This is a genomic window from Achromobacter sp. RW408 (assembly GCF_003184165.1).
Taxonomy (GTDB): Bacteria; Pseudomonadota; Gammaproteobacteria; order Burkholderiales; family Burkholderiaceae_B; genus Achromobacter; species Achromobacter xylosoxidans.
The window spans coordinates 255,986-276,776 of the sequence record NZ_QHHO01000046.1 but is presented as its reverse complement, the minus strand read 5'-3'; the positions used below and the strand labels follow the sequence as shown (position 1 = coordinate 276,776).

Annotated in this window: 16 protein-coding genes; 6 read left to right on the top strand and 10 right to left on the bottom strand. The window is 68.0% G+C overall.

Annotation, left to right across the window (positions count from 1 at the left end):
* Both DK459_RS11315 and ychF read left to right on the top strand, forming a co-directional pair.
* Positions 1–676, top strand: a 676-nt coding sequence (locus DK459_RS11315; protein WP_110134874.1) for a type II CAAX prenyl endopeptidase Rce1 family protein, incomplete at its 5' end; no start/stop codon positions are given.
* 95 nt (positions 677–771) lie between these two features.
* Complete coding sequence (gene ychF, locus DK459_RS11310) at positions 772–1,863, top strand: redox-regulated ATPase YchF (RefSeq protein ID WP_006385927.1); 1,092 nt, start codon at positions 772–774, stop codon at positions 1,861–1,863.
* A 75-nt stretch (positions 1,864–1,938) separates the two neighbouring features.
* On the opposite strand, the gene DK459_RS11305 is transcribed toward ychF, so the two are convergent.
* The 5 genes from DK459_RS11305 to DK459_RS11285 form a co-directional block, all read right to left on the bottom strand.
* Entirely contained in the window at positions 1,939–4,233 is a 2,295-nt protein-coding gene (locus DK459_RS11305; protein WP_110134727.1) for a TonB-dependent siderophore receptor, read from the bottom strand.
* A 242-nt stretch (positions 4,234–4,475) separates the two neighbouring features.
* Positions 4,476–6,089, bottom strand: a complete 1,614-nt coding sequence (locus DK459_RS11300) for an ABC-F family ATP-binding cassette domain-containing protein (RefSeq protein ID WP_110134726.1) — start codon at positions 6,087–6,089, stop codon at positions 4,476–4,478.
* Positions 6,090–6,302: 213 nt separating this feature from the next.
* Positions 6,303–6,794 carry a DUF2938 domain-containing protein gene (locus DK459_RS11295; protein ID WP_006385935.1) on the bottom strand — a complete coding sequence of 164 codons (492 nt, stop codon included), beginning with the start codon at positions 6,792–6,794 and terminating at the stop codon, positions 6,303–6,305.
* A 303-nt stretch (positions 6,795–7,097) separates the two neighbouring features.
* Positions 7,098–7,544 carry a MarR family winged helix-turn-helix transcriptional regulator gene (locus tag DK459_RS11290; RefSeq protein WP_006385936.1) on the bottom strand — a complete coding sequence of 149 codons (447 nt, stop codon included), beginning with the start codon at positions 7,542–7,544 and terminating at the stop codon, positions 7,098–7,100.
* Positions 7,545–7,547: 3 nt separating this feature from the next.
* Entirely contained in the window at positions 7,548–9,146 is a 1,599-nt protein-coding gene (locus DK459_RS11285) for an MDR family MFS transporter (RefSeq protein ID WP_054470777.1), read from the bottom strand.
* 336 nt (positions 9,147–9,482) lie between these two features.
* On the opposite strand from DK459_RS11285, the gene DK459_RS11280 reads away from it, so the two are divergent.
* Together DK459_RS11280 and DK459_RS11275 are read left to right on the top strand one after the other, a co-directional pair.
* Positions 9,483–11,981: an AsmA family protein gene (locus tag DK459_RS11280; protein WP_006385938.1), complete on the top strand. Its 2,499-nt coding sequence runs from the start codon at positions 9,483–9,485 to the stop codon at positions 11,979–11,981.
* Positions 11,978–12,364: an MOSC N-terminal beta barrel domain-containing protein gene (locus tag DK459_RS11275; protein WP_006385939.1), complete on the top strand. Its 387-nt coding sequence runs from the start codon at positions 11,978–11,980 to the stop codon at positions 12,362–12,364. Before DK459_RS11280 ends, DK459_RS11275 begins: the two co-directional genes overlap by 4 nt.
* 64 nt (positions 12,365–12,428) lie before the next feature.
* Here DK459_RS11275 and DK459_RS11270 read toward each other — a convergent pair whose 3' ends face one another.
* The 4 genes from DK459_RS11270 to rsmD all read right to left on the bottom strand — a co-directional run bounded on the left by DK459_RS11270 (position 12,429) and on the right by rsmD (position 15,204).
* Positions 12,429–13,649, bottom strand: a complete 1,221-nt coding sequence (locus tag DK459_RS11270; protein WP_049055629.1) for a benzoate/H(+) symporter BenE family transporter — start codon at positions 13,647–13,649, stop codon at positions 12,429–12,431.
* The gene (locus tag DK459_RS11265; protein WP_006385941.1) at positions 13,646–13,897 is read right to left on the bottom strand and encodes a YfhL family 4Fe-4S dicluster ferredoxin; all 252 of its coding nucleotides are present in this window, start codon (positions 13,895–13,897) and stop codon (positions 13,646–13,648) included. Before DK459_RS11265 ends, DK459_RS11270 begins: the two co-directional genes overlap by 4 nt.
* 178 nt (positions 13,898–14,075) lie before the next feature.
* Positions 14,076–14,579, bottom strand: a complete 504-nt coding sequence (gene coaD, locus DK459_RS11260) for a pantetheine-phosphate adenylyltransferase (RefSeq protein ID WP_006385942.1) — start codon at positions 14,577–14,579, stop codon at positions 14,076–14,078.
* Between the two features lie 58 nt (positions 14,580–14,637).
* On the bottom strand, positions 14,638–15,204 hold the full coding sequence (gene rsmD, locus DK459_RS11255) for a 16S rRNA (guanine(966)-N(2))-methyltransferase RsmD (RefSeq protein WP_006385943.1): 567 nt from the start codon (positions 15,202–15,204) through the stop codon (positions 14,638–14,640).
* Between the two features lie 460 nt (positions 15,205–15,664).
* Here rsmD and ftsY point away from each other — a divergent pair, with 460 nt between their 5' ends.
* The gene (ftsY, locus tag DK459_RS11250) at positions 15,665–16,621 is read left to right on the top strand and encodes a signal recognition particle-docking protein FtsY (protein WP_070543178.1); all 957 of its coding nucleotides are present in this window, start codon (positions 15,665–15,667) and stop codon (positions 16,619–16,621) included.
* 133 nt (positions 16,622–16,754) lie between these two features.
* Here ftsY and DK459_RS11245 read toward each other — a convergent pair whose 3' ends face one another.
* On the bottom strand, positions 16,755–18,413 hold the full coding sequence (locus DK459_RS11245) for a CYTH and CHAD domain-containing protein (RefSeq protein ID WP_024070383.1): 1,659 nt from the start codon (positions 18,411–18,413) through the stop codon (positions 16,755–16,757).
* Between the two features lie 325 nt (positions 18,414–18,738).
* On the opposite strand from DK459_RS11245, the gene DK459_RS30395 reads away from it, so the two are divergent.
* A partial coding sequence (locus tag DK459_RS30395) for an ESPR-type extended signal peptide-containing protein (RefSeq protein ID WP_199234278.1) occupies positions 18,739–20,791 on the top strand: 2,053 nt, incomplete at its 3' end.

The following is a 20,791-nucleotide window of genomic DNA, read 5'->3' as shown; positions in this document are numbered from 1 at the left end:
GCCGGGGCGCGCCCCGGCGATCGGCTGGGTGTCGGATTGGTGGCCGGGTGTTGGCCCGGGGCGCCTGCTGGCCTGGGCCGCCTTGCTGTGGCTGATCAACCTGTTCGCCCTGGGGCCGGTGGCGGTCGCCGCCGCCGGCGTCGGCGGCGTCACGCATCGGCTGGACCCGGCCAACATCCCCTGGCTGACGGCGGTGATCTGGGCGCCGCTGGTCGAGGAAATGCTGTTCCGCTACGGCCTGCGACGTCCCAGGCAGGCACTGTGGCTGTGTCCGGCGCTGCTGCCGGTGGTGCTGTACGGCCCGCGCATCTGGACCGGCCTGCTGCTGGCCGCCTTCGTGCTGCTGGCCTGCTGGTCGCTGCGGCCGCGCCCCGCGCCGCTCAATGGCTGGAACACCGCCTGGCGGCGCCATTACCTGAAGCACTTCGGCTGGGTGTTCCACCTGGTGGCGCTGACTTTCGCCGCCGTGCACCTGACCAACTTCGTCTTCAACCACACGCCGTACTGGCTGCTGCCGCTGCTGGTGCTGCCGCAATGGGTCACCGGCCTGGTGCTGGGCTGGATCCGCATCCGCCGCGGCATCGGCGCGGCCATCGCGCTGCACGCCATGTTCAACGCCGGCCCCATTTTGCTGATCTGGGCCGTGATGCGCTGGGCCCCCACGGCGGCGAGTTGAGCCGGCCGTCCCTCTGGGCGCGGTCATCATGATGCGCCGCCCGGCGGGGTAAACTAGAACGTTAACGATCAATACCGTACTTACACAGGATTCCCATGGCTCTGCAATGCGGCATCGTCGGCCTGCCCAACGTTGGCAAATCGACACTCTTCAACGCTCTGACCCGCGCCGGCATCGCCGCCGAGAACTATCCGTTCTGCACCATCGAGCCGAACGTCGGCGTGGTCGAGGTGCCGGATCCGCGTCTGCAGAAGCTGGCCGAGATCGTCAAGCCCGAGCGCATCCTGTCGGCCACGGTCGAATTCGTCGACATCGCCGGCCTGGTGGCGGGCGCCAGCAAGGGCGAAGGCCTGGGCAACCAGTTCCTCTCGCACATCCGCGAAACCGACGCCATCGTCAACGTGGTGCGCTGCTTCGAAGATCCCAACGTGATCCACGTGGCCGGCAAGGTCGATCCGATCGCCGACATCGAAGTCATCGAAACCGAGCTGGCGCTGGCCGACCTGCAGACCGCCGAAAAGGCCCTGCAGCGCCACCAGAAGACCGCCCGTTCCGGCGACAAGGAATCGCAGCGCATCGTCGCCGTGCTGGAAAAGTGCGTGGCGCAACTGAACGAAGCCAAGCCGATCCGCGCGCTCGACCTGTCCACCGAGGAAAAGGCCGACATCGCCCAGCTCTGCTTCATCACCGCCAAGCGCGCGATGTACGTGGGCAACGTGGCCGACGACGGCTTCACCAACAACCCGCTGCTGGACCGCCTGACCGAATTCGCCGCCGCTCGCAACGCGCCGGTGGTCGCCATCTGCGCCGCCATCGAATCGGAAATCGTCGACCTGGACGACGCCGACCGCCAGGCCTTCCTGTCGGACATGGGCATGGAAGAACCGGGCCTGAACCGCCTGATCCGCGCCGCCTTCAAGCTGCTGGGCCTGCAGACCTACTTCACCGCCGGCGTGAAGGAAGTGCGCGCCTGGACCGTGCCGATCGGCGCCACCGCGCCCCAGGCCGCAGGCGTCATCCACACCGACTTCGAACGCGGCTTCATCCGCGCCCAGACCATCGCTTACGAAGACTTCATCACCTACAAGGGCGAGCAGGGCGCGAAGGAAGCGGGCAAGATGCGGGCGGAAGGCAAGGAATACATCGTGCAGGATGGCGATGTGATGAATTTCTTGTTCAACGTCTGATCGTTATTCCCACGCGCGCCAGGTCGCGCATCATGGAAGGGGCAGGCCTTTGGCATCAAAGGCCTGCCCCTTCATTTAGAACTTCGCCTGCAAGCTCAACGTCACCCGCCGCGGCTCGCCATAGATCAAGCCGTTATAGAACCCATACTGCCGGTAGTACTTCTTGTCGAACAGATTGCTGACGTTCAGCATGGCCGACAGATGGCGGTTGATGTCGTAGCGCGCCATCGCGTTGAACAGCGCATAGCCCTTCAGGGGAATCGGCGAGTCGTCGAAGCCGCCGCGGCCGTCCGGCCGGCCGGGGTAGGGCTCGGACACCGTCTTGCCTTGCCAGGTCAGGCCGCCGCCGATGGTCAGCCCCCGCAGCATTCCCTGCAGCCGGTAGGTGGTGTTCAGCCGCAGCAGATGGCGCGGGTCGGGACGCTCGGCGGTGTCCTTGTTGCCGACGTCCAGGTAGGTGTAGCCCAGATAGACGTTCCATGCGGCCGTCACGGCGCCGGCGATCTCGGCGTCGAGGCCCTTGACGGTGACGCCGGTGCCGGGCTGGTAGGCCTGGTCGCCATCGGGCGTCAACCTGTCGCCGTCTTTCAGGGCGACGTTCTTCTGCTGGCTGCGGAATGCCGACACGGCGGCATTGAGCGCGCCGTTGAACCATTCGCCCTTGATGCCGGTCTCGTAGCTGGCGCCCGTGATGGGCTTGAGGGTGTCGCCGCTTTCGTTCTTGTTGGTCTGCGGCGTGAAGACATCAGTGTAGCTGGCGTAGACCGAGTAGGTCGGCGTCAACCCATAGACCAGGCCGTAGTAGGGCGTCCAGGCGTGAGCGGCGTTTTCGCCGGTGCGCGCGCCGCGGACGCCCGCCGCGTTGTAGTTGTCGCTGTGGATCTGGTAGACGCTGCGGCGCAGCCCGGTGATCAGGGTCAGGTCGTCGGCGAGCTCGAAGCGTCCCGCGACGTAGCCGCCATAGAGTGTTGTCCGGGTGACGCGGCGGGCGTCGGTGCGGAACGCGCGGATGTTGCCGTATTCGTCGCCGCGCCAGGCGCGCCAATCCGCGACGGGCAACTCGGTGCGGTATTGGCAGAGGCCCTTGAAGCCGGCGATGCCGTCGATGCTGCAGTTGCTGCTGTTGAAGGTCCAGGATGGTTCGTCCATGCGCGAGCCGTTCAGGCCGACGAGCAGTTCGTGCCGGCGTCCGAACAGTTTCAGGGGCCCCGACAGATCCAGCGAGAACGCGTCGGTTTCGCCTTCCGTCTCCGAATGGATGGCATTGAGGTAGGCGCCGCTGCCGTCCTGCTTCCAGTGGGGCCAGCGGACCTTGCCATTGTTGACCTTGACCGCGCCCTTGTTGTTCAGGTCCGCGCGCGAAGTGTGGGCATAATCGGCGCGCAGCTTCCAGTCGTTGTCGAAGCGATGGTCGAGCGAGGCGAACAGCGTCTTCGCTTCCATGTCGCTCTTGCTCCAGTCCGCCGCCAGGTTGAGGCTGCGGCGGAAATGGGTCGGCGAGCCGTCCGCGAACCAGGCGGGCACGTTGGCGCCCCAGGAGGCGCCGTGGAAGATGCTGTGTTCGTACTGGAAGCCCAGGCCGACCTGCGTGCGGTCCGTCACATCCATGGCGAAGCTGGACAGGAACCCCTGCCGTTCGATGCTCGAGTGGTCGCGGAACCCGTCGGAGTTCTCGCCGCTGAATACCAGGCGCGAGCGGATACGGCCATCCGCCGCCAGCGGTATGTTGATGTCGCCGACGGCATTCTTCTTGTTCCAGCTTCCGGTGCGCACGGTCAGGCTCGCGCCGAGCGCGCGGCCAGGGCGCTTGCGCACCAGGTCTACGGTGGCGGAGGGATCGCCGGTGCCGCCCAACAATCCGTTCGCGCCGCGCACGATGCTGACGCGGTCGTAGAGATCCATGTTGATCGCGCCGCTGCTGCCGCCGTTGAACGAGGACCCGCCGATGATCGACAGGCCATCGACCTTGTAGTTGGTGATGTTGAATCCGCGGGCCCGGTAGGTGGTGCGCCCGCCGTTGTCCAACTCGACGAAAGTGATGCCCGTGGTGCTGCCCAGGACGTCGCCGATGGACTGCATGCCCTGGTCGTCCATCTGCTGGCGGGTCACCACCGACACGGACTGGGGCGTTTCCTTCGGACTCAGTGTCAGGCCGGTCGAGGCGCGGGTCGAGGGCACGGTATAGGAGCGTGTCGCCTCGGTGGGCTCGTCGGCTTGCCCGCTCACTTCAATGGCCGGCAGCGTGGCCGGTGCGGACGACGTGTTGCCGGCGGCATCCGGCTGCCGCGCCTGGACCGGGGCGGCAGCGGATGCCAGGGCAAGCGTGATCAGGCCAAGCAATGCGGACGAGCCTGACGAGTGGTGATGCATGACAATTCATCCCTGTTCATATTGGAAAAAGAAGCGCCATTGATTTGCATTTTTATTTATTGAGAATGGCTGCCAGGGAATATGCCGGATATCACCCGGGTTGGATCGCATAACGCGCACAGGGCCGGCAAAAGAAGACTTGTTTAAGGGGCATGGCGAAGCCGCGCGAACGGGAGCGGGCGGGGCGATGGCGAGGAGTGCGGGGCCTCATCGCCATGCCGACGCATCGTTATCGTGTGGGCTCACCACGGTTCCAGCAGCCAACCCCCTTGCGTGGCCCGCAACCTGTCCGTGAGCGCCAGGTTGTCCAGGAACGCCTCGTCGTGCGACACCACGACCAGCGCGCCCGGATAGCCGCGCAGCATGCTTTCCAGGGCAAGCATGGAGGGCAGGTCGAGGTGATTGCCCGGTTCGTCCAGCAGCAACAGGCGTGGCGGCGGATCGGCGTAGAGCGCGCAAGCCAGCGCCGCCTTCAGGCGTTCGCCGCCACTGAGCGAGCCGCTGGGCGCCAGGATCTTGCGCGCATCCAGGCCGAGGTGGGCCAGGCGCGCGCGCAGTTCGCCTTCGGCCAGGTTGGGGTTGGCGGCCTGCAGCTGTTCGAGCACGGGCCGCTCCGGTGCCAGGCCGGCCAGCCGCTGGTCGAGGTAGACGCTTTCGGGCGCCGCCTTCCTCTCGCCCGACAAGGGCGCGAGTTGGCCCGCCAGCACCTTGAGCAGGGTCGATTTGCCGCAGCCGTTGGGGCCGGTCACCGCGACGCGTTGCTGTCCGCCCAGCTGCAGGCTGACATGGCGGGTGGGCGCCACGATGAAAGGCAGCGTGACGTCGTCCAGTTGCGCCACGCGCCGCTGCGCCGCTTGCGCGACGGGCAGGGCATGCAGCGAGATTGCGGCGTCCTGTTCGACTTGCTCCGCGGCCTCGCGCACGGCCTGTGCCAAGCGTTCGTGGGCGACTGCGTGTTGCTGCCTCAGCCTGCCGGCCGAATCCTCGCTGCGGCCCTTTTGCCGGTCGAGCAGGATCCTGGCCTGGTTGGCCTGCTTGCCGTGCCGCCGGCCGCGCGCCTGGCGGCGCTCCTGCCGCTCGCGCTGGGCCTGCATCGCCTGCTCCTCGCGCCGGCGTTCGAGCTTGCGGTGTTCCAGCCGTTCCAGCGCGTTGGCGCGTTCATGTTCTTTGCTTGTGGCATAGGCACTGTAGTTGCCGCCGTAGCCGCGCAGTCCCAGCGAGGACAGCTCCACGATGCGCGCCAGGGTGTCGAGCAGTTGCCGATCGTGGCTGATGACCAGCAAGCCGCGCGGCCAATGCCGCAGCCGTTCGATCAGTGCCTCGCGGTTGCGGCGGTCCAGGTGGTTGGTGGGTTCGTCCAGGATGAGGAATTCGGCTTCGGACAGCATGGCGCTGGCCAGCGCGACGCGCATGGCTTCGCCGCCGCTGAGGGCGCTGGCCGGCGTCGCGGCGTCGAGATGGCCCAGGCCGTCGCGTTCCAGCGCGTGTTGCAGGCGTTGGCGGATGTCCCAGCGGTCGCCGACGCGCTCGAAGTCTTCCGGCGCGCTGTTGCCGGCCTCGATGCGCGCCAGCGCGTCCAGCGTGGCTTGCAGGCCGGCCAGGCTGGCGACTGTGGCGCCGGCGGGCGGGGAAACCTGTTGGGCCAGGTAGAAGACGCTGCCTGATCGCAGGCAGCGTCCGCTCGACGGCGGCAACTGCCCCGCCAGGATGCGCGCGAGCACGGTCTTGCCGACGCCATTGCGCCCGACCAGGCCGGTGGGGCGCGCGTCGAAGGTTTCGTCGAGTCCGGAAAAAAGCGGGCTGCCGTCAGGCAGCAGGTACGACACGCTTTCCAGCGTGAGATAGGGAGTCGTCATGCGTGATGCTTCCAGGGATGCCAGGAACTCCCCCTGCGAACGGGGGCGGGTGGAGACTGGCCGTCATTGCGACGGCGGCATCAATGGCGCATGGGACGAATACCTCGATGAATGTGATCCAGGCCGTTACTTTAAAAGCCCTTGGCGGAATTGGCAAAACGCGCGCGCGGCAAGGCTGTGCGGGCCGACCGGGAGGCGTGCGCCGCTTCAGGCCTACAACGCCTTTGCCACGGCCCATCCCGCCAGATACAACCCCACGCCGAACGACGCATGCGCCATCAGGCTGCGCAGCCGTGCCACGCCGGGTTTCGGGGTCCTGGACGCCGCGATGCCGGCGCCCATGCCGGGTTGCAGGATCAGGAAGGGCGCGGCGACCGTGGCGATGCCGACGGTCAGTGCAGGCAGCAGCGTCGGTCGCGCGGCCCAGGCCGGGCCCCAGATGGCCAGCAGCAGGAGCGTGAACAGGATGCCGATGGCGTAGTGGGCGATCCAGCCGATGGCGCGTTCGCCGGTTACGGGCGCCGAGCGGGCGATGCCGGGGTGGGTCAGGCGTCCGCGTGGCAGATGCCCGAGCCAGCGGCCGACCAGGGCGTAATCCAGCGACGGCAGGCCGAACAGGCGCTTGAGCAGCAGCGCCCACAGGTCCATGACGAGCGTGGCGCCGGCGCCGATCAGCACGGCGCGAAGAAAGAGGTCGGGTGGCATGTGCGGGTTCCGGGAAAATGAAATAACAATCAATAGATTGATTGAATGTTATTCAATAACCTTTCCGGATGTCAAATGTGGAGGGCGGACGCTGGGGCCGCGTTGGCGCGCCAGGCGCTCAACGAAACGCCTGAATCGGGGGAAACCGTTGGAGAGGGCGGAAAGCCCTGAAGGGGACGATCGGCGGCTCATCGATGGCGGGACCGGCGCAATTCATCGCAGAGGCGGTCCAGCCCGACGCTGTCGGGTGCGCAGGCGCTCGGCCGCGGTGTTGAAGCGCCGCCATGGGCGCCCCGCGCGCGGTCATTCGCCCTTGTTGCCGCCTGCCGCGCGCAGGAAGTTGGCTTCCAGCACGTTGAGCACGCGGTTCAGCGTGTCGATATCCGAAGCCGACAGCCCCTTGAGCGATTCGTCGAAAAATGCCGCCCGCTTGGGCAGGGCTTCGTCGACCACGGCCTGGCCGGCCGGCGTGAGGCGGGCGTTGGTCAGGCGGTTGTCGTCGGGATCGACGGCGCGCGCGATCCAGCCGAGCTTCTGCATCGCCTGCAACTGGCGGGTGAGCGAAGCGGGGTCGAGGCGGCAACGCTCGGCCAGGTGCTTCTGCGAACATTGGCCGCATTCATGCAGTGCCAGCAGGATGCGCCAGCGCGGCAGCGCGTGGCCGACCATGCCGCTGAAGGCGCTTTGCATGACCCGGTAGGTCTGGCCCATGTGCTGGATGACCTGCAGGCCCTGTTGTTGTTTGGGCAAAAGCTACTCTCCGACGGCGGCGGGCTCCGTTTTGGCGGGGCGCGCCAATTGCACCAGGGGGACGCGCCGCACGCACCACAGCGCCAGCACCGCGACCGCCAGGGCGATGAGTTGCCCCTCGTGGATGGCGCCGACCAGCGCCACCCGCGCGATCTCGATCAGCGACGTTCCATCCTGGCCTTGATGCGCCAATTGTGCCAGGAACTGTGTCTGGGCCTCGGGGTTGACCAGCATCTGCGGGTCGTCCAGCTGCGGCAGCCAGCGCGCCGAGGCGCCGCGCAGCGTCGATTCGACGCCGCTGAAATAGCTGTGGTTGACCATGGTGCCGACCACGGCCGTGCCCAGCATGCCGCCGATCATGCGCAGCGATTGCAGCAGCGCGGTGGCGATGCCCAGGTGGCTGCGGCCGGCGGTCTGCTGCGCGAACACGGTCAGGTTGGGCATGATGAAGCCCATGCCCAGCCCGGCCATGAGCATGTAGGCGGCGATCAGGCCGTGCGCGGTGTAGTTGTGGGTGGTCACGATGCCCAGACAGGACAGTGCCATCAGGATGAAGCCCGCGTACAGCATGCGGTTGGGGTTGCGGATACGGGTGATGATGCGGCCATTGATGATGCTGCCCACGGTGATGAAGACCACCATTGGGGTGATCAGCAGGCCGGCGTCCTGCGGCGACAGGCCGAAGCCGCCCTGCAGCAGCAGCGGCGCGTAGAACAGCAGCGAATACATGGTCACGCCCACCAGCAGCGCCAGCGTGAACAGCATGGCCAGGCCGCGGTTGCGGAACATGTCGAACGGCAGCAGCGGGTGCGGGCAGCGCCGCTCCCACCAGAACAGCAGGCCGAAGGCGGCGATGCTGCCAGCCGCCAGCAGCACGATGGTGGCGCTCAGGCCCTCCTTGGGCAGCAGTTCCACCAGCAGTTGCAGGCTGCCGAGCGCGGCGGCGATCAGCAGCGCCCCTTGCCAATCCAGGCGCACCTTGCCGGAAGTATGGTTGCGCAGGTGCGGCAGGTAGCGCGCCACGAACCAGAGGCCCAGGATGCCGATGGGCAGGTTGACGTAGAACACGGAGCGCCAGCCGTAGTGCTCGGTCAGCGCGCCGCCGAGCGTCGGGCCCACCGCATTGGCGATGCCGAAGGCCGAACTGAGCATGACCTGCCAGCGCAGCCGCACGTGCGGATCGGGGAACAGGTCGGGAATGGAGGCAAACGCCGTGCCCACCAGCATGCCGCCGCCCACGCCCTGCAGCGCCCGCGCCAGCACCAGCGTGAACATGCTGTCGGCCGCGCCGCACAGCACCGAGGCCAGCGTGAACAGCACGATCGCCGCCACCACGAAGGGCTTGCGGCCGTAGTAGTCGCCCAGGCGGCCGAAGATCGGCACGGTGATGACCGAGGTCAGCAGGTAGGACGTGGCCACCCATGCGTACAGCTCGAAGCCCTTGAGTTCGGCCACGATGGTGGGCAGCGCGGTGCCCACCACGGTCTGGTCGATGGCCACCATCATCATGACGAAGCACATGCCCAGCATGGCGAGCAGGGTCTGCCGGAAGGGAAGCACCTGGCCGGGTGAATAGGGCGTGCTGGGAGCGGGGGCGGGCATTGTTGGATCGATCAATGATTGATGGATCAATAATTCTAGCCCTACAATCCCGAAGACAGAAAACCGTCAGTTTCGGGCCGGACGCGCAGGCTGGCCCGATTTGTTACGATAGCGGTATGTGCACGCTGGTCATGCCGGCGTCTTCAGCAGGTCTTTCCATGGCAGTTCCTCCCCGCTTGGCGCCCCGGCCCCCGGCTTGGCGCACGCGGCGGCACGCGATCGAAGACGGACATATCAGGAAGCCACGCGCGCGGCGCGGCGGCAAAGCACCATTCCCGCGCCCGGCGCGGCGGATGGCATTCAAGGATTACCAGTCGAGGTACCGACGGGGCGGCAATGAAAACGTGGTTCAAGCGCATTCTGATAGGCCTGGTGGTGTTGGTTGTCGTGGCCGTCGTTGGCCTGGCCATCTTTTTGCTGACGTTCGACCCCAACGCGTACAAGTACAAGCTCGAAGAGCTGGTCCAGGAACGCTATCACCGCACGCTCACGATCGACGGCGAAATCGAGTTGTCGCTGTTCCCGCGCATCGGCCTGTCGGTGCAGGGCGTGTCGCTGTCCGAAGCCAATAGCACCGAAACGTTCGCTTCCATCGAGAGCACGCGCCTGGCGGTGGCGGTGTGGCCGCTGCTGTCGAACAGCTTCGTGGTGGATCACGTCGCCATCAGCGGCTTCAAGGCGCGGGTCGTGCGCGACAAGGACGGCCAGTTCAATTTCAGCAACCTGGTGGGCGGCACCGCGCCGGTGGTGGCCACGCCGTCCAATCCCGCCGAAGCGCTCGCGGGCGCGGCGCAGACCGCCGCGCAGGCCCTGACCAGCGGCACCTTGCCGCCGTCGCGCAACAACATGCAGATCGACATCGCCGGCCTGGACCTGAAGGACGGCGAAGTCCAGCTGCAGGACCAGATGTCGGGCATGGCGGTGGCGGTGACCAAGATCAACGCCAATACGGGCCGGGTCACCTTCAACCAGCCGTTCGACGTGCGGCTGACGGCCCGCGTCGAAGGCGGCAACCCCCGCATGGACGCCAATCTGAATGGCCAGGCGTTGCTGACGCTCGATCCTTCGGCCAAGCGCTATGCGGCCCAGAAGCTGGACCTGCGCATGGACGGCAAGTTGCCGGGCGCGCAGGCCAAGAGCCTGGCGGTGCGCGGCAACCTGGCGTTCAACGGCCAGAAGTCGGCGCTGGACGTGGCCGGCCTGGAAGTCGTGTTCCAGGGCGATGTCACCGATCCGGCCGCGCCCGCCACGAATGTCGAAGCCAGCGTGGCCATGCCCAAGCTGTCGATCGATCCCCACAAGAGCCAGTTGCAGATCGAGAAGCTGGCGGTGCGTGCCAAGGGCGGCGTGGCCGACGGCCCGTTTGAATTCGCGGTCGATGCCCCGGCGCTCAACATCTCGCCGACGCAGGCGACGGGCGAGGCCTTGACCGGCCGCGTGCGCATCAGCGGCCTGGACGCCAGTTTTGGCCTGAACGGCATCAGCGGCAACGCCACCGAGCTGGATATCAAGGAGGCCAAGCTCGACAGCACCTCCAAGAAAGGCGAGCGCGTCGTCAAGCTGAATTTCGCTTCGCCGCTGTCGCTGAACCTGCTGCAACGCAAGGGCGGCCTGTCCGGCTTGCGCGGCGACGTCAATATCACCGATCCGGGCCTGCCCAAGGGCAGCCTGCAGATCCCGGTGATCGGCAGCCTCAATGTCGATCTGCTCAAGGACACTGCCAACAGCAAGATCAACGCCGTGCTGGAAGGCGGCAAGTTCGACCTGACCGCCGACATCGCCAAGCTGAGCGATGCGCCGCAGGTCAATTTCGCGCTGGCCGTGGACACGCTGGACCTGGACAAGCTGGTGCCGCCGGTCTCTGCCACCGCGCCCGCCAAGCCGCCAGCCGAAGGCAAGAAGGACGAGACCAAGCCGGCCCAGCCGGCGCCGGCCGCGCCCGCGGACGATTCGATCAACCTGTCGGCGCTGGTCGGGCCGAGCGTGAACGGCACGCTCAAGGTCGGCAAGCTGGTGGTGCGCGGCCTGAAGGCCGACGACGTCGCCGCCGCCGTCAAGCTGGATCGCGGCAAGCTCGACATTTCCAGCCTGACCGCCGGCCTGTATGGCGGCAAGCTCGCCGGCGCGTTGTCGGTGGATGCGGCGCAAGGCAATCAGCTCGCCACCAAGATGTCGCTGGCTGGCATCGCCATCGAGCCGCTGTTGATGGACCTGGCGCAGCAGAACGTGCTGAGCGGCACGGGCAGCCTGGCGCTGGACCTGAAGACCGCCGGCGCCAACGCCTACGCAATGAAGAGCGGCCTGGGCGGCACGCTGCAGCTACGCCTGCGCGATGGCGCGGTCAAGGGCATCAACCTGACGCAGACCCTGCGCGAGTTGAGGGCCGCACTCAAGCCGGAATCGCAGGATGCGACCGTGGCGGCCGATACCAGCAAGCAGACCGCTTTCTCCGAAATGGACGCCGATCTCGCATTTGCCAAGGGTGTGGCCAACGTGAAGCGGCTGAACGTGGTGTCGCCGCTGCTGCGCGTGACGCAGGGCGAGCCGGCCACTATCGATTTCGTCAAGAACGAGCTGGACCTGGTGGCGCGCGCCCGTGTCGTCAATCCGGCGGCCGACCCGGAAGGCAAGGAACTGATCGACCTGAAGGACGTGACCATTCCGGTGCAGGTCAAGGGGCCGTTCGACAAGCCTGCCTACACGCTGCTGTGGAAGGACGCCGTCGCCGGCATTCTCAAGCGCAGCCTGGAAAACAAGCTGCGCGAAGCCGTGACCGGCAAGGGCAAGGGCGGCGCGGCGGTGGACAAGGCGCTCAAGGGCCTGCTGGGCAAATGAGCGGCGCCACTTTCCAACCCATTGCCCAATGCGGCGAGACGTCGCAGGCCGAGGCCGCGCCTTATCACCGCCAGTGGCTGGTCGCCAATGATTCAGGCCAGTGGCTCAACCGCGAGCTGTGCCCGCGGCTGGCCGACGTGACGGTGGAACTGCGCCTGGGCTATCTGGTGCTGCGCGCGCCGGGCATGCTGCGCATGGATATTCCGCTGGACGTGATCGAGGACGACGACAGCGTGCGCTACAGCATGAAGGTCGGCGAGCAGATCATCGACGTGATCGACGAAGGCGAACTGGCCGCGGCGTGGATCTCGAATTTCGTGCAGGTGCCGTGCCGCATCATGAAGGTGCATCCGGACACGCCCGTGTCCGCCTGGCCGGACTGAGCCTGGCGGCGGGCCGCGCACGGACGCTCGACAGGCCCGGGGTCAACGCGGGACGAACGCCGCATCAGGCCGCCGGCTTGCGCCGGTATTCGAACACGGTGTGGGCCAGCAGGCCTGCCACCAGGCCCCAGAAGGCCGAACCGATGCCCCAGAAACTGAAGCCCGACGCCGTTGCCAGCAGGGTGATGAGCGCGGCTTCGCGCCGCTGCGGATTGGCCATGGCGGCGGCCATGCCGCCCATGATGGTGCCCAGCAGCGCCAGCCCGGCCAAGGCTGCCAGCAGCGCGGCGGGCAGCGCCTGGAAGAACACCGCGACCGCGCCGGCCACGATGCTCAGCGCGAAATAGCTCACGCCGTAGGTGGCCGCCGCGATGTAGCGCTTGGACGGCTCGGCATGCGCTTCGGGACCCGTGCAGATGGCCGCGCTGATCGCGCCCAGCGTGACGCTGTGGGCGCCGAACGGAGCCGCCAGCAGGCCGAGCAAACCGGTGGCGGCCACCAGCCGCGAGGCCGGCGGGCGGTAGCCGGCGGCTTGCAGGATGGCCAGGCCGGGCAGGTTCTGCGAGGCCATCGCCACCACGAACAGCGGCACGCCCAGGCTGACCGCGGCCTGCATGCTGAAGACGGGCGTGGTCCAGACGAATTCGGTCAGGTGCCAGTCGAGCTGGTCGACCTGGATCAGGCCCAGGCCGGCGGCCATGGCCACCGCCACCGCCATCACCACCAGCACCGCGTAGCGCGGCGCCCAGCGCCGGCACACCAGGTAGGCGGCGCACATGGCCAGCACCAGCGCCGGCTGCTTGCCGACGTTGGTGAAGATGCCCATGCCGAAGTTGAGCAGCACGCCGGCCAGCATGGCGGCGGCCACCTCGCCGGGAATGCGGCGCAGGATGGGATCGATCCAGCCGAACAGGCCGCAGGCCAGCGTCAGCGCGGCGGCCAATACGAAGGCGCCGATGGCTTCGGGAAAAGGCACGCCGGCCAGCGCGGTGACCAGCAGCGCGGCGCCGGGGGTGGACCAGGCCATGACGATGGGCAGGCCGGTGCGCAAGCTGTAGGCCGCGCCGCCCAGGCCCAGCACCAGGCTGAGCGAGCCGATCCACGAACCGATGCGGGCGGCGTCCAGGCCGGCGGCATGGCCGGCCTGCACCATCAGCACGGCGGTGCCGCCGAAGCTGACCAGCACGGCGACCAGGCCGGCCGCGATGGCGGAAGCGGACAGGTCGCGGCGGGCGTTGGGGCGGGTGGCGGGGGGATCGAAGACGGGTTGCGCGGTGTCGCTCATGCGGCACCGGTCAGGCGGCGGTACTTGGCCATCAGTTGTTCCTGGCCTTCCTTCCATTGCGGATGCAGTTCGATGCATTCGACCGGACAGACCACCTTGCATTGCGGCTCGTCGTGGTGGCCGACGCATTCGGTGCAGCGGTCAGGGTCGATGACGTAGTAGTCCTCGCCCATGGAAATCGCGTCGTTCGGGCACTGGGGCTCGCAAACGTCGCAATTGATGCATTCTTCGGTGATGGTCAGGGCCATGATGGAGGGGCAACGGAATCCGGCAGGGATACTGCAATTGTACTGCCGGGCCCGCGCCGGCCCGGGCAAGCCCCTGGCGCCGACCTGCCCATGGCCCGCTGGATGCGGACAGCCAAAATGCAGGGAGGGCGCGCAAGGCGCCCTCCGGGAGGGTTCGGTGGGGCGGAGAGCGGGACGCTCAGCCCGGCCAGGATTGCTCGCGGCGTTCCTTGGCCTTTTCCTGCAGCCAGCGTTCCACCGACGGGAACACGAATTTGCTGACGTCGCCGCCCAGCTGGGCGATTTCGCGCACGATGGTGCCGGAGATGAACTGGTATTGATCCGACGGCGTCATGAACAGGGTCTCGACGTCGGGCAGCAGGTGGCGGTTCATGCCGGCCATCTGGAATTCGTATTCGAAGTCGGACACGGCGCGCAGGCCGCGCACGATCACGCGCCCGCCCTGGTCGCGCACGAAGTCCTTGAGCAGGCCGCCGAAGCTCTGCACTTCCACGTTGGGATAGTGCCCCAGCACTTCGCGCGCGATGTCCACGCGCTCGTCGATGCTGAAGAAGGGCTTCTTGTTGCGGCTGTGCGCGATGCCGACCACGACTTTGTCGAAAAGCGTGGCGGCGCGGCGGACCAGGTCTTCGTGGCCTCTGGTCAGCGGGTCGAAAGTGCCGGGGTAAACAGCGATGATCATGCGAGCTCCGTACCGTTATTAGTGGTGTACACCATCCTCCGAAGCTCGGATTATTGATCTATTTGCGCAATGCAGCAAATTCCAGCAGATGGTAGTGGACCGCCCCGGCCTTGTCCTGGCGCAGGATCTCGAATCCTTCGGGGGGCTCGATGGGGCTTTCGGCCTCGACGTAGACCAGTCCGCCCTCGGCCAGGATGCCGGGCAGGATCGGCCACAGGCGCGGCAGCCAGCCCTGCCCGAAGGGCGGATCCAGGAGGATGAGGTCAAATCGGGACGCATCCATTCTTTCGGCGACCTGCATCGCATCGCCCACGTGGATGCGTATCATGTCGGCTTTGAGCTTGTCGCGCAGTGTCCGCAGCGCGGACGCGGCGGTCTTGTCGCGTTCGACCATCTGCACATGCGCCACGCCGCGCGAGGCCGCCTCGAAACCCAGGGCGCCGCTGCCGGCGAACAGATCCAGCACCTGCTTGTCGGCGAATTCGCCGCCCCACAGGTGGTTGAGCCAGTTGAACAGCGTTTCCCGCACCCGGTCGGGCGTCGGGCGGAGCGTCTCCACGTCGGGCACGACGATAGGGGTGCGCCGGTATTGGCCCCCGACGATACGAATATACTTGTTACCCATGTTTAGCCGCTTCTTCAAGAAAAAATCCCCTCCGCCCGCCGCGCCGGCCCAGCCCGCGCCGCCGCCGGAGCAGGTGGACGCCGGGATCGCGCCGCAAGCCGAGGCCGAGGTCCCCGCCCAGCCCGTCGAACCCGCCGTTCCGGCGCGCGAATTCGCGCCCGTCGCGACGCCCGAGGTGACCCTGCCGGTGCCGTCCGCCGAGGTGCCCGCGCCGGCGTCGGCCAGCGTGCCGCAACCGTCGCCGGCCGTGGTGCCGCAGCCGCAGGCCTCGGCGCCCGTGGTTGCGCCTGCCGCCACGCCCGCTTCCACCGCACCCGCTTCCGCGCCCGTAGCCGCCGCGCCGGCCGTGACGCCCAGCGCTGCCGCGCCGGCCATTGCCCCGCCGCCGGTTGCTCCCGCGCCGGTGGCATCGCCGCCCGCCGTCACGCCTCCGGCGCCGGTCGCCGCTGCCCCCGCCGCCATCGCGCCGGCGCCCGCCGCGCCCGAGCCGGAAGCGGCGCCCAAGAAGGCGTCCTGGCTGTCGCGGCTCAAGCAGGGCCTGTCGCGCACCGGCCAGAGCATTGGCGGCATCTTCGTCGGCGTCAAGGTCGACGAGAACCTGTTCGAGGAACTCGAATCGGCGCTCATTATGGCCGATGCCGGCCTGGAAGCCACCGAGAAGCTGCTGACCGCGCTGCGCGCGCGGGTCAAGAAAGAACGCATCGAGGACCCGGCCAAGGTCAAGGCCGCGCTGCGCCAGCTGCTGGCCGACCACCTGCGTCCGCTGGAGCGCGCCTTCGACCTGAAGCGCGCGCAGCCGCTGGTGGTGATGATCGCGGGCGTCAACGGCGCGGGCAAGACCACGTCGATCGGCAAGCTGGCGCACACCTTCCAGCGCCAGGGCGCCAGCGTGCTGCTGGCCGCGGGCGACACGTTCCGCGCCGCCGCGCGCGAGCAACTGATCGAATGGGGCAGCCGCAACAACGTCACCGTGATCTCGCAGGATGGCGGCGACCCGGCGGCGGTGGCGTTCGACTCGGTCAACGCCGGCCGCGCGCGCGGCATGGGCGTGGTGATGGTGGACACGGCCGGCCGCCTGCCGACCCAGCTGCACCTGATGGAAGAACTGAAGAAGATCCGCCGCGTCATCGGCAAGGCCGACCCGGCCGCGCCGCACGAGGTGCTGCTGGTGGTGGACGGCAACACCGGCCAGAACGCGTTGGCGCAGATCCGCGCGTTCGACGCGGCCATCAACCTGACGGGCCTGGTCGTGACCAAGCTGGACGGCACCGCCAAGGGCGGCACGCTGGCGGCGGTGGCGGCGGGCAGCCAGGGCGTGCGGCCGATCCCGGTGTACTGGATCGGCGTGGGCGAAAGCCTGGAAGACCTGCAGCCGTTCGTGGCCGACGAATTCGCCGGAGCCTTGCTGGCCGACTGATTCGTCCCGCTGATACCCGCACGGGCCTCGCGCCCGGCGCTGAAAGCACCGCGCCCCACGTCTGCTGCATCGCAGGCGTGGGGCGCGGTGTTTGTGGCGGGCGCAAATGCGGTCCGCGAGGGACCGCGTCGCCTTATTTCCAGAACGGCTTGCTGCTTGCCAGGTCGTCGAAGGCGCGTTGCGCGTCCACCGCCAGTTCCTCCAGGCGCGCGCTGATCCAGCCCAGCGCGAACCAGGCCTGCGGATGCGTGGCCGTACACGACTCGTAGTAGTCCTTGGCGACGGCCAGGTCGTTGATCTCGCCCAGGATGTCCTGGACCCGCGACAGCAGCTTGCGGTAGCCGCGCAGCTTGCTCGGGGGCAGCAGCGATTCGGCGAAGGCCAGGCTATAGCGCAGGCGCTTGCCGCGCTTGCGCAGCTCGTGGCGCGTGGGGATGTCGAGCGTGGCGAACTGGGTGCCCTGGTCGGCCACCTTGCTGTGCCAGCGATGCAGGCGCCGCGCCAGTTGCTTGTGCAGCTGCTGCGGATCGGGTTCGGGCGCGAGCATGGGAATGATGGTGGGCTTGACGCTGGGGCCGGCGATGCCGCCTTCCAGGCGGATGGCCGGCTCGGGCGCCGCGTCGCTGGGCACGCCGTTGGCGATGGGCTGGCCGTCGCTGGCGGGCAGCGCGGGCGGCACGTCCAGGCTCCATTCCAGCAGTTCCAGCAGCCAGGCCTGGAAGGCCTTGCCACCGGCGATGGCGCGAGCGTCCTGTTCGGGCGGCGCGGCTTCCATCGGGATGACCGGCATGCCGGCGCGCATCAGCGCGGGCGCCACGGTTTCGTTCAGCACGTCCTGGTCGCGGTTGGCGCCGAAGGCGGCGAAGTGGGCGCGCACGCCCTGCATGATGGCGTCGGGGACTGGCCCGATCCAGCCGTCGAACAGCTTCCAGGCCGAGCGCAGGCGGCGGATGCCGACGCGCAGTTGGTGCACGTGTTCGGAGTTGCCGGCGCGGTACACGCCTTCGGTGTCGACTTCGGCCAGCACGGCCGCGTTGCGGGCGATCTGGTCGAGGCATTCGGCGGCGATGCGGCCCATGGCCTGCGCCGCCGTCATGTCCTCGCGCAGCTTGACGGATGCGGCGCCGCGCGGCGCCCAGAACAGGGCGATGGCCTGGGCGCGGCGGCTGTCGAGGTCGTCGCCCGGGACGGCGTCGACGTCGGCCAGGCGTTGCGCCAATTGCGCGAGCGCGTCGCCGCGCTCGGACTTGCTGCGCGGGTCCAGCACCAGGCTGTGGCGCTGCTGCCAGCCGCGCGCGACCGCGAAGATGGCGGCGGGGCGGCCCGAGACCAGTTCGAATTCAAGTTCGGAGATCGGCAGTTCCAGCGCGCCGGCGCGCAGGATGCCGGTGTCGTAGGCCAGTTCGACGGTGCCGTAGCGCGTGCGCACCTTGCGCAGCATGCGCTGCACGTCGGTCTCATAGCGCAGGCCGAGTTCGCCCTTGATGGCGGCAAGCGCCGCTTCGACCTCGGTGCCGGCATAGACCGACAGGTCGAGCACGGGGCCCGGGCGCGGGTGGTTCAGTTCGATGCGGGTGATGGCGTTGATGCCGGGCATCTTCAGGGTCTGCACCCAGTCGCGGCCTTCCTGGCGCAGGCGGATGGCGATGCGTGCCCGCGCCAGTTCGCGCTCGGGCGTGTCGAAGTACATCGCATGCAGGCGGATGCGGGTCGCCTCGCGTTGCTTGATCTCTCGCAGCACGGCCTGGCGCGAAGCCGTGGGCACGTGCAGTTTCAATTCCTGTTCCGACATGGCGGCGGGTGTCCAACGGCAAAAGCCGAGATCTTAATCAAACGGGGAGGGTGGTTTGATGACCGGTCATATTTATTTCACAAACGCTCGCATGGAGCATAGACGCGGTTGCGGTGCATCAACAATCGCCCGCCACCGGGTCGACGGACATTTTCCGCTTTGATTGCGTCCGCTCAATTACCCAGTTTCAGTGATATGCAGCGGCGCGCCGAACTTTTCTAATTGTAATTGGCGGGCCGGACGCTTTGCGCGGGGCCTCGATACCCATACGCGCCCGCCCCGGCATCGCCGGCGCCGGGCCATGACAAGAGAAAAGAGAGGCCCCATGAATCGCACCTATCGCATCGTCCTGAACCGGGGCACGGGCCAGTGGCAGGTCGCCAGCGAGCATGCCCGCGGGCGGGGCAAGGGCCGGGCAAGGCGCTTGGCGCTGGCGGCCGCATTGACGGCGGCCTGCGGCACGCCGGTGTCACAGGCGTTGGCCGGCGCGGCGGTGACGGGTGACGTGACGCCTGTGGTGAACTGGGGCGATGCCAATGACCTCGTCGTCGGCGATACCGCGTCCGGTTCGTTGCAGATCGACCCCCCGGGCACGCCCGTGCGCAGCGCCAGCGGCTGGCTGGGGCTGACGACGGGCGGGGTGGGGACGGCGAAGGTCTCGGGCCTGGGCGCGTCCTGGGTCATGAATGGCAGCCTGGTCATCGGCGCCAGCGGCAACGGCACGCTGACGTTGGCCAACTCCGGTGCGGTCTCGGTGGGTACGAATGGCCTGGGGAGGGTCGAACTGGGCCGCAACCCCGGCGCGGCCGGCGTTATCAACATCGGCTCCGCGCCCGGCAGCGTGGCCACCGATACCGCCGGCTGGGTGGATGCGTCGGAGATCCGTTTTGGCGCCGGCGCCGGCGCGCTCAACTTCAATTCGGTCGGGCCCGTGATCTTCACGCCCGCGCTGAACAGCTTGGGCGCGGGCCGGCACGAGCTCAATCATTACGCGGGCTCCACGCAATTGCAGGGCGACAATTCGCGTTTCGCCGGCAACACGATGGTCTCGGGCGGATCCCTTGTGGTCCTCAACATCCTGGGCACCGCGCAGGGGCGGATCGATGCCGGCGTGGTTCCGGGCGCCACGGCCCGGGTCAGCGTGTTCAATCCCGGTTCGACCTGGGCCCTGACGGATAACCTGTTCGTCGGCGGTGGCGGGCCGGGCGAGCTGAGCATCTTCAACAGCGGCACGGTCTCGAACCAGTTCGCCACGGTCGACGCCCAGCGCAACGACACGGCGAGCGTGGCGATTTCCGATGCCGGGTCGCGCTGGGTCAATCGCGCGGCCCTGCTGGTGGGGTCGGAAGGCGGGCGCGGCGCGGTAACGATCCTGGCGGGGGGCTACGTGAGCAGCGTCGATGGCGTCATCGGCCGTCTCCAGAATGGCAATGGCACCGTCCTGGTGTCGGGGCGCGGCTCGACCTGGGCCAACGCCCGCGAGCTCAGGGTGGGCGATGTCGAGGGCCAGGGCACGTTGATGGTCGAGGGGGCAGGTACCGTCTCGAACGTCGACAGTTTCGTGGGCAGCATGAGCGGCAGCGGCAATGTCATCGTCCGCGGCGCCGGTTCCACCTGGAACAACAGCGGCGCAATGACGCTGGGATTCGGCGTGGGGACGGGCGCGGGCAGCCTGACGATCGCGCAAGGCGGGGTTGTCAACGTCGGCGCCAGCAACGCGGGGAGCGTCTCGCTGGCGAAGGATTCGCTCCTGTTCTACCGGACCTCCGGCACGATCAACATTGGCGCGCCGGTGGGGCAGGCGGCCGTGGGCGCGGGCACGCTCAACGCCGGCGATATCCTGTTCGGCGCCGGCAACGCCACCGTGAATTTCAATCATAGCGACACGGCCTACGCATTCGCGACGCGGCTCGTCAGCGTGGGCAATGGCTCCCACGGCCTGAACCAGATCGCCGGCACCACCCGCCTGACAGGCGACAATGGCGCGTTCCTGGGCAAGACCACGGTGTCGGGCGGCAGGCTGGTGGTGCTTAACCAGCTGGGGGGCATGGCCGAAGTGACGGGCGGGACGCTGCAGTATGGCGATGCGACGACCGGCGCCGCCAACCGCCTGGCCGGCGACCTGCGGGTGTCGGGCACGGGCAGCACGCTGGCGGTGCAGGGGACCGCCTCGCTGGGGGTGGCGGGCAACGTCGGCATGGCCGACCACACCATTCTGGATCTCACGGCCGGTACGCGCGGCGCGGCGCTGCGCGCCGACACGGTGACGCTCGGGGCCGATGTGAGCTTCCGGCTGGGCGGCATCTACAGCACCAGTCCGGCGGAGGTCCTGCTGATCGACACCACCAACGGCATCAGCGGCGACTTCGCCCGGATCA

Bases quoted from the DNA above. Each gene is read 5' to 3' on its own strand.
- ychF (WP_006385927.1), top strand. From the start codon at position 772: ATGGCTCTGCAATGCGGCATCGTCGGCCTGCCCAACGTTGGCAAATCG.
- DK459_RS11305 (WP_110134727.1), bottom strand. From the start codon at position 4,233: ATGCATCACCACTCGTCAGGCTCGTCCGCATTGCTTGGCCTGATCACG.
- DK459_RS11300 (WP_110134726.1), bottom strand. From the start codon at position 6,089: ATGACGACTCCCTATCTCACGCTGGAAAGCGTGTCGTACCTGCTGCCT.
- DK459_RS11295 (WP_006385935.1), bottom strand. From the start codon at position 6,794: ATGCCACCCGACCTCTTTCTTCGCGCCGTGCTGATCGGCGCCGGCGCC.
- DK459_RS11285 (WP_054470777.1), bottom strand. From the start codon at position 9,146: ATGCCCGCCCCCGCTCCCAGCACGCCCTATTCACCCGGCCAGGTGCTT.
- DK459_RS11280 (WP_006385938.1), top strand. From the start codon at position 9,483: ATGAAAACGTGGTTCAAGCGCATTCTGATAGGCCTGGTGGTGTTGGTT.
- DK459_RS11275 (WP_006385939.1), top strand. From the start codon at position 11,978: ATGAGCGGCGCCACTTTCCAACCCATTGCCCAATGCGGCGAGACGTCG.
- DK459_RS11270 (WP_049055629.1), bottom strand. From the start codon at position 13,649: ATGAGCGACACCGCGCAACCCGTCTTCGATCCCCCCGCCACCCGCCCC.
- DK459_RS11265 (WP_006385941.1), bottom strand. From the start codon at position 13,897: ATGGCCCTGACCATCACCGAAGAATGCATCAATTGCGACGTTTGCGAG.
- coaD (WP_006385942.1), bottom strand. From the start codon at position 14,579: ATGATCATCGCTGTTTACCCCGGCACTTTCGACCCGCTGACCAGAGGC.
- rsmD (WP_006385943.1), bottom strand. From the start codon at position 15,204: ATGGGTAACAAGTATATTCGTATCGTCGGGGGCCAATACCGGCGCACC.
- DK459_RS11245 (WP_024070383.1), bottom strand. From the start codon at position 18,413: ATGTCGGAACAGGAATTGAAACTGCACGTGCCCACGGCTTCGCGCCAG.